The sequence below is a fragment of the Idiomarina fontislapidosi genome, assembly GCF_003226255.1.
GTDB lineage: Bacteria > Pseudomonadota > Gammaproteobacteria > Enterobacterales > Alteromonadaceae > Idiomarina > Idiomarina fontislapidosi.
Genome location: NZ_QJST01000021.1, coordinates 1 through 7,566, shown reverse-complemented (window position 1 = coordinate 7,566; position 7,566 = coordinate 1). Strand labels below are relative to the sequence as shown.

The following is a 7,566-nucleotide window of genomic DNA, read 5'->3' as shown; positions in this document are numbered from 1 at the left end:
GCTTTCAGTCATTCGTTTGCTCATCGTAAAACTCCTTTGTTTTAGTTTAAAAGAAATTCTACGAGTGAGCTGTATTATTTTACGGGATAGTTACATTCGTGTTCCGCCTTAAAATCTCTTACTGTGCCATTTTGGGTATCAAGGTGTGCCATTTGGGCGGTAATTTCCACCTAGATATTCCCATGGAAAGGGACATCTCAGCACCTTTAAGAGAAACGCTTGATGACATTAAGGTGGAACACGAAAACCATCAAAGTGGAACAAAAACTATTTGTGTGAGTGAAGTATTTGTCAGTCGAAATTGACAGGTTTATTTGAAGCAAGGATGGTTATTAGCCAAGATCCAATGAAGTGTTTTGGTACAAAAAATACTTTCTGCTTCGTCGCTAAATGTAGGGGGCAAACTAAGCCCGATCTCTATAATTCGTCTTAGATCTGAGGATAGTCTTTGCTCGAATTGGTCTCTATCACCCGACGAAGAAGATGGTGTCAGCAGTTCGTTGAGCATTATTCCCATATCCAGCATTTTCAGTGTTCGGTATTTATAGCCAAACAAAAATAGAAAAAGTGCATAAGCATATTGCTCGGCTGTCGTTGGCCGTAAATGCTTACACTCTCGGATTTGATTGAGTGTGATAAAAAGCAGTGCGTTGAGCGAGTCGAGTGATCTCGCTTCAAACTGTGTTTGCCTTTGACTAGGGTACGATTGCTTTAAAGCGCTGAGCGGTATTTCATCTAAGCAGTGCCAGCTAAACAGCTTTCTAAATAATTTCCCTCCGTATTGAATTGCAAACTGCTTCAGCGATGACTCTATCGTAACTCGATGGTCGATCAAAGACCAAAGCGGGTGCTTTAAGATATTGGCGGTTGGATAATTCACACCATCAAAGAATAAGTCGATGGTATTCGACTGTGTCATTGCTCTGCCAGCAAATAACTTGTACCAAAAGTTTGGATATTTCAGTTGGGTAGTATCTTTTGAATCGTAGTCCAATGATTCGATGAAACGCACCATTGAAGGATGGTTATTTTCTTCGAGATGCCTCTGAATAGCAATCTGTCCTGCAACCGACCGCATTACTGGGGACAACGCCAAATATCGACTTTTTATCTCCGTGCGCCTGTCCTCAGTCAGTGGGTAAAAAGCCTCCCAACTCCAGAAATTATTGAGTTCAATAGATGAAGTATTATTCATTCACTGACCTTTCTATTTGAAGAATCTTAAACGAATTTTCAATAAGTACAGCATATTAAGTACCTCCGCTCATTGAGTCATCAGGACGAATCTGGTTAATAAATCGACAATGTTTATTTCAAATTTTGAGTATAGGCTAATTGTCACCGTTAGTTTGATATGGAGGATGACAAACATTGAGTGACGAAGAACGAGAATTTTTGGCCATGCAGCTTGAGCAAGATTTATTGAAGTTATACGGCTCACCAATTCTCACCATTGAGCAATTACAGCGAGTTTTGAACTACCGAAGCGTGGCTGCGGTGAAACAAGCCATTCAAAGGCAAACGTTGCCCGTGCATATTTTTGAGCTTCCTAACAGAAGAGGACGATTTGCGCTGGTGAGAGATGTCTGTAAATTTTTGGCTAGCCAAGCCTGCGCGAGAGAGGACTGAGCAATGTAATTCGCTAACTAAAAAATTTTATTGGCGCAAATAGGACAAAAGCCCTCAGAGCGGCAACTCTAAAGGGCTTTGTGGTTGAGCATCGAATCGAAACTCGATACTGAATCATTGTTCTTGATGTGACATTTGTCAAGTTTTCTGCTCTTGAAAAGAAAGCTTTGGTCGCCTGCGCCTCTTTTTACCTATTGAGAGGACATCAAAATGATGAATGTCAGCACTATCCGAGCCGTCGTGAGGGCTAAGTTCGTGAAGCCCGACATCACTGTCAGAGAGCAGGCGGCTATCGCTGGGGCATCGCCTTCAGCAACGCACCGTCTTAACAAGCGTTGTCAAAAACTCAAGATCGATCATCTGTTACTTGAGCAGCTAAGCAATAAAGAGGTTGTCGAAGTGCTTTTGTACTCCGACCATCGGACATCTTGTAAACGTGAGCCAGACTACAACGAAGCGCTACGCGAGTTAAGCGAAGCGCGAGGCAAACGTAAAAGAAGAACTGTTCTTTACCTTGAATACCGGGCTATCGACCCGGCAACGGCTATGAGCAAGACCCACTACTTTCGGATGCTCAATAAAGTCATGAAGCGCGTCAAGATAGTTATGAAGCAGCATCATGTGGCTGGCGAACATATGTATATCGACTATGCAGGCACAAAGGTATTTTACAAGGTCGGTGGCGAGAAAGTATGGGTGAAAATCTTTGTCGCCACGTTAGGTGCGTCAAAGAAATTATTTGCTTTCGCAACAGAAGGAGAAAAGACAGTTAATTGGATTGACGGTATGACAAAAGCCGTCACTTACTTCGACGGTTGTACTGAAACGGTGACAATGGACAACGCAATAGCCCTAGTCAGCGAGCCGGGTCTTGTAGCTAATCTCGTTGATAACGTGATGTTCTGGGCTGAGCACTACGGCTGTTTGATCAACACCTGTCGCGTCGGTCACCCCCAAGATAAGTCCTTGGTAGAAAATGGGGTCAAGTTTATTACACAGCGTGTTTTAGTGCCGATGTTGAACATGACGTTTTTCGACATAAACGAGATCAATCAGTACATTCTAAAAGAAGTCGAGAAGCTCAATAATGAGTGCTTCCAAGGGTTTGATATTTCACGCAACGATCTCTTTGAGGAAAATGAGCGGGGTGCGTTGCGCCCTTGCCCAGCGACCCCTTACCGTATGGTAACTGATCGCCAAGTTAAACGCGTCAAACCGGATTACCATTTTGAATATGGTAACCATGACTATTCCGTACCATATACGCTTGCTGGAGAGTCCGTTGATATCGTCGTGACTCAAAATGAAATCGACATCTATCACCAAAACCGTTTTGTTTATAAGCACCAATTAAGCAAAAACAAAGGTGGGTCTACGACCATTCCTGAGCACATGTCAGCCGAGCATCTGGCCGATTTCAGTATGTGTGACAAAAAGGCCAATATTAAGTGGGCTGAGGACACTGGTGAACAAGTTCAGGCAATTGTTGAGAGCTGGTACTCGCAGACAAAGAACCCGCAGTCCCGGCCCATCGCTAAACGCTGTCGAGCACTAATGAATTTGGTTCAAAAACAAGGGAGTAACCTTGTGAACCAAGCGTGTGAATATGCGCTTCGTCATGACATGGATAAGCCCAGTGAAATCGAATTGATTATTAGCGCTCAAAAGGCGGAGGGTGGCTTCGAAAACCTTCCGTATCGTGTTGAATTGCACGGCAACATTCGCGGTAGAGACTACTACGGAGATAACTATGATGCTTAAAAATAAGATAACGTCTAATCTGTCAGAGTTAAAGCTCCACGGTATGGTCAGCGCTCTTAAGCAACAGTTCGGCAACGACAATTATGAGGACAAAGGCTTTTTTCAGCGATTGGATGAGCTAGTTGTTGAGCAGCTTAATGTCACATCAAATGCACGTACCGCAAGGATGATGAAGCAAGCCGCAATACGTTTTCCCGCTGCTTCCATCGGCGATATTAACTACTCCCTTATGCCTTCTCTAAAGCCTGCTGTTGTCAAGGAGCTGGCTGAACTTGAGTGGCTGAAAAATCACCGTCATATCATTATCACAGGGCCGACAGGAACAGGTAAAACGTCCTTGGCAAGCGCTTTCGGTAATGCTGTTATATCAAGTGGCATTCCTGCTATTCACTGCCGTTTTAAAACGCTGATCCTTAACCTTGCTGCCGCAGACACAGATAAGCGAGCCGCAACGTTCAGAAGGAAAGTCGAGAAAGCACCACTTCTTATCATTGATGATTGGGGAACCGCACCTTTATCAGTGACCGAGCGCCATTCACTTTTTGAGTTGATTGAGAAGCGTGACCAAAACTCGTCCCTGTTGATCACATCGCAATTTGCAATTGTTGAGTGGCATGATGCCTTCGGTGATGCAACCGTTGCAGATTCTACGCTTGATCGGATTGTCCATAGTGCTCACAAGATTGTTCTAAAAGGAGAGTCGATCAGGAAGTTACTGGGACTTCGGGGGAGCGCGAAATGAATATGTCATCTACCAACCCGTACTTGAACGTACTGGGTCAACTCAATCTTGACGAGTTGAATATTCAGCAAGCATTCGATTATTACCGCCAACGTTATCAGCAAAGCGAGCTAGCACAGCAATTCGTCGCTAAAAGCTGCGCTATCGACAACGATGTGAAGGAACATTTTTCGGTTGGATATTGTGATCGTACCATGGGCAAACATATCCCGAAGGCAAGAACCTATGAGGGAGCCGCGATAAGAGGAAGCCTTCAACGCGCTGGATTAGTGCGCGCAACTGGACACGAACTGTTCAGGGGCTGTGTTGTGTTTCCGACGTATCATGAAAACGGGAGTGTCATTTCTGCGGTTGGTTATCGTGTCGGAAGGGTTCGTACCTCTGATAAACTGGTTGTCTATTGGCGACGGCCTGAGCCGAACGCTTTTGTGGACGTCGGGCTATCACTTGCCAGAGAGCTTATTCATGGTCAAGCCTTCCACTAAGCGTATCTGGCGATGTGCCAAGTACTATTTTGAGCTTTGTCTCGCCAAGGGGCAAAGCTCAGATACCATCAGAGGCAAGCGCAGCGGGCTTAAAAAGTTTTTTCTCTGGTGCTTGGGGCGTAACGTTACTCGCATAGACCAAATCAATTTAGACCTGATGGATGGCTATGCGGCGTATCTCAATGCTTATCGAAAGCCATTGGACAATAAACCCCTGTGCGCAGCACAGAAGCGTAATCTTCTGACGTTCGTGAAAACCTTTGTGAAGTACCTGTACATTAAAGGGTTACTATCGGCTAATCCCCTTCAGAATATTGAGCTTCCATCAAAAGGTGAGCAGATCCCCAAAGCACTCTACACCGAGGAGGAAATCGAAGTCATACTTGAGCAACCGCTGCTGTTCGGCATTAAAGGACTGCGCGACAGGGCAATACTCGAAACCTTTTTTGCGACAGGCATACGTCGCGGTGAGCTTGTTAAGCTCAATGTTGACGATATTGATTTCTCAGCAAAGCTCGTTCGTGTTCATGGGAAGGGAAAGAAAGAGCGCCTAGTGCCAATCAGTCAGCGGGGCTGTGAATGGGTCGCGTTCTACATCGGAAAAATCCGCCCCATGTTTGCCTTCATTGGTTCCGGGAAAGCGTTATTTCTGGCGAACAATGGGAAGCGCTACATACCGGGAAAGCTGTCAGACATGGCTTCTCAATATGTGAAACTTACCGGGTTTGACCGCACCGGAGCTTGTCACCTGTACCGCCATAACACAGCGACAACGATGCTGGATAATGGTGCAGATTTAAGGCATATTCAAGAGATGCTTGGCCATGCAAGTATTCTGACAACTCAATTGTACACGCATGTAAGCCGTAAGAAACTTTCTCAAGTCTATCAGGACACTCATCCCTCAGCGCGAGGCGGTAGCGGGTTGTTTTGATGATTTAAAACAATAGTTGACATTGTGCATTCAACCTATCAAAATGATAGGTATCAGGTTGATAGGTTTTTGATGAATAAAAACAACCCTAAAGGCGTAAACGAATTTCCTCTGTCGGAGGAAACCGCCAGAAAGATAATGAATGATCTGGCAACGAATTATACTCACAGGATTCGATGGAGCAATCACGTCAAGGAACGCATGAGGGAGCGAGGGGTTACTACTGGACAAATAATCACCTTACTTAAGAGTAAGCATTCAGTATTCAGAGAAGGCCCGTATCCAGAAGTGAACGGAGACTGGAAATTTAACTTGAAAGGGTTAGCAGCAGGCAAGGTTATTGAATTGACTGTTGCACTTAAGAATCATCATGACAGTCCTATGTCAGTTCTGGTAACTGTATGGCTCGATTAAGAGGTTGGTATGTACCATTACATTGAAAGCGGTTTATCAAATATATATCTCAAAAATGGTTTTACCGTTGAACACATCGATGGTGAAGAGTATACAAGCATTGATGATATGAATGGGCTGCATAGAGCGATAGGACAGGCTGTTGTGGACAGCAGAAAACCACTTACGAATGAAGAGTTTAAGTTTTTGCGTATTGAGATGAATATTTCTCAGAAAATGCTTGGGACACGTTTTGGTGTAGATGAGCAGACAATCGCCCGTTATGAAAAAGGCAAGACAAAAATTCCTCGAACTACAGATGCGGCTTTAAGAACTCTGTACATGGAAAGCCAAGAAAAAAATAATCCAGTGAGCTATTTTCTTGATCTACTGGCGGATACAGAAGCAGAGGAAGCTGCAAAAGTAATTCGCCTAGAGGAAATAGAAGATCACTGGGAAGTTGCCGCCTAGATACTTTAGGGCGGGTCAGATTATGAGGGCTGTCCTATATAAATTCTGGTTCCTACATCGTACTAATTTATATGCAGGCACGATACTATGATCCAGTTATCGGGCGGATGCGTTGGGCCACATGCAACGTGGTAATAGTATTGCTCATGGATTTGGCAGATATACATACGCAAACAATAATCCATATAAATATGTTGACCCGGATGGCGAATTTGGATTGTTGGGAGCTGCTATCGGAGGAGCAATTGGAGGACTTTCATCAATAGCTGTTCAAGCTTTTACTGGTGATAAGCAAATAAATTGGTCAACTGTTGGAGCTGCTACGCTAACTGGCGCGGCAGTAGGCGCAACAGGTGGATTAGCTGGTGCTGCCGCTACAAAAATTGGACTTACAGGTGCTGAGGCTGCGGCGACAGTACTTACTCCCTCCGCTGGTGTTGCTGCTGTCGGGGGCGGATTGACCCAGATGGTTGAAAATACGGCGAATGGTGACCCCATACAACAAGATGTTGCGGAAGCGTCTGGTGTGAGTGCCGCAGGCACGGTAATTGGTGGTGTAGCGGGAGAAAAAGCGGTGAAAGCCCTAACAAACTCAACAAATTTAGGGCCAGCAGGAAGTCTCGCTGGAGGTAAAGCTACAGCCGAACTAATTGTTACAGGCACTCAAGAAGTTATAAATCAAGCGGCTTCTAATACGTGTGTCGGAGACGACTGCAACTAGTTATAGATTGTGAAATTAATCGAGTTAATATTGCAGAAAATGAGATCGTATGAACCTTTATTTTAAGTGCATAAAATCTGGAATTTGGAAAGCGAGTTTGCTGTTTTTAGTGTTTTTGTTGCTTGCAGTTTTTGTGGCATTAATCGACGACAGAAATGACACGAGCTTCCTATTAGATTTTGACTTTTATATAAATATGATAAAAAGCCCTCTCATTGTAGGCATCTATATCATTCTGGCCATAGTGTTTTCGGTCTTATCAATTATGAAACTGAGTAAAAGTAATTAGTAATGTTAGTCCTGCCTTTATGCAGGACGTTGTTAAAAACTGACGCGGTAGTGTTCATAATTCTGTGTCATTTCGTTAAACTAAGCAAAAAAAGAGATGACATATGACCAAAACCAATTTCGACATGGATGCCGCTTTAAA

At 44.2% G+C, this 7,566-nt stretch carries 9 protein-coding genes; 8 read left to right on the top strand and 1 reads right to left on the bottom strand.

What is annotated here, in order from left to right:
• Nucleotides 1–310 precede the first annotated feature (310 nt).
• Complete coding sequence (locus DFP83_RS13070) at nucleotides 311–1,195, bottom strand: hypothetical protein (RefSeq protein WP_110576466.1); 885 nt, start codon at nucleotides 1,193–1,195, stop codon at nucleotides 311–313.
• Nucleotides 1,196–1,371: 176 nt separating this feature from the next.
• On the opposite strand from DFP83_RS13070, the gene DFP83_RS13065 reads away from it, so the two are divergent.
• From DFP83_RS13065 to DFP83_RS13030, 8 genes are all read left to right on the top strand, one after another.
• Nucleotides 1,372–1,629 (top strand): hypothetical protein, encoded by a 258-nt coding sequence (locus DFP83_RS13065; protein WP_110576464.1) that lies wholly within the window; start codon nucleotides 1,372–1,374, stop codon nucleotides 1,627–1,629.
• A 210-nt stretch (nucleotides 1,630–1,839) separates the two neighbouring features.
• Entirely contained in the window at nucleotides 1,840–3,390 is a 1,551-nt protein-coding gene (locus DFP83_RS13060; RefSeq protein WP_110576462.1) for a Mu transposase domain-containing protein, read from the top strand.
• Nucleotides 3,380–4,132 carry an IS21-like element helper ATPase IstB gene (gene istB / locus DFP83_RS13055; protein ID WP_110576460.1) on the top strand — a complete coding sequence of 251 codons (753 nt, stop codon included), beginning with the start codon at nucleotides 3,380–3,382 and terminating at the stop codon, nucleotides 4,130–4,132. Before DFP83_RS13060 ends, istB begins: the two co-directional genes overlap by 11 nt.
• Nucleotides 4,129–4,617 carry a hypothetical protein gene (locus DFP83_RS13050; protein WP_110576458.1) on the top strand — a complete coding sequence of 163 codons (489 nt, stop codon included), beginning with the start codon at nucleotides 4,129–4,131 and terminating at the stop codon, nucleotides 4,615–4,617. Before istB ends, DFP83_RS13050 begins: the two co-directional genes overlap by 4 nt.
• Complete coding sequence (locus DFP83_RS13045; RefSeq protein WP_110576456.1) at nucleotides 4,598–5,551, top strand: tyrosine-type recombinase/integrase; 954 nt, start codon at nucleotides 4,598–4,600, stop codon at nucleotides 5,549–5,551. Before DFP83_RS13050 ends, DFP83_RS13045 begins: the two co-directional genes overlap by 20 nt.
• A 72-nt stretch (nucleotides 5,552–5,623) precedes the next feature.
• A complete protein-coding gene (locus DFP83_RS13040; RefSeq protein WP_110576454.1) occupies nucleotides 5,624–5,965 on the top strand; it encodes a DUF4258 domain-containing protein in 342 nt (113 codons plus the stop codon).
• A gap of 9 nt (nucleotides 5,966–5,974) precedes the next feature.
• Nucleotides 5,975–6,415 (top strand): helix-turn-helix domain-containing protein, encoded by a 441-nt coding sequence (locus tag DFP83_RS13035; protein WP_110576452.1) that lies wholly within the window; start codon nucleotides 5,975–5,977, stop codon nucleotides 6,413–6,415.
• Nucleotides 6,416–6,536: 121 nt separating this feature from the next.
• Nucleotides 6,537–7,136: an RHS repeat-associated core domain-containing protein gene (locus DFP83_RS13030; protein WP_110576450.1), complete on the top strand. Its 600-nt coding sequence runs from the start codon at nucleotides 6,537–6,539 to the stop codon at nucleotides 7,134–7,136.
• Nucleotides 7,137–7,566: the final 430 nt, after the last annotated feature.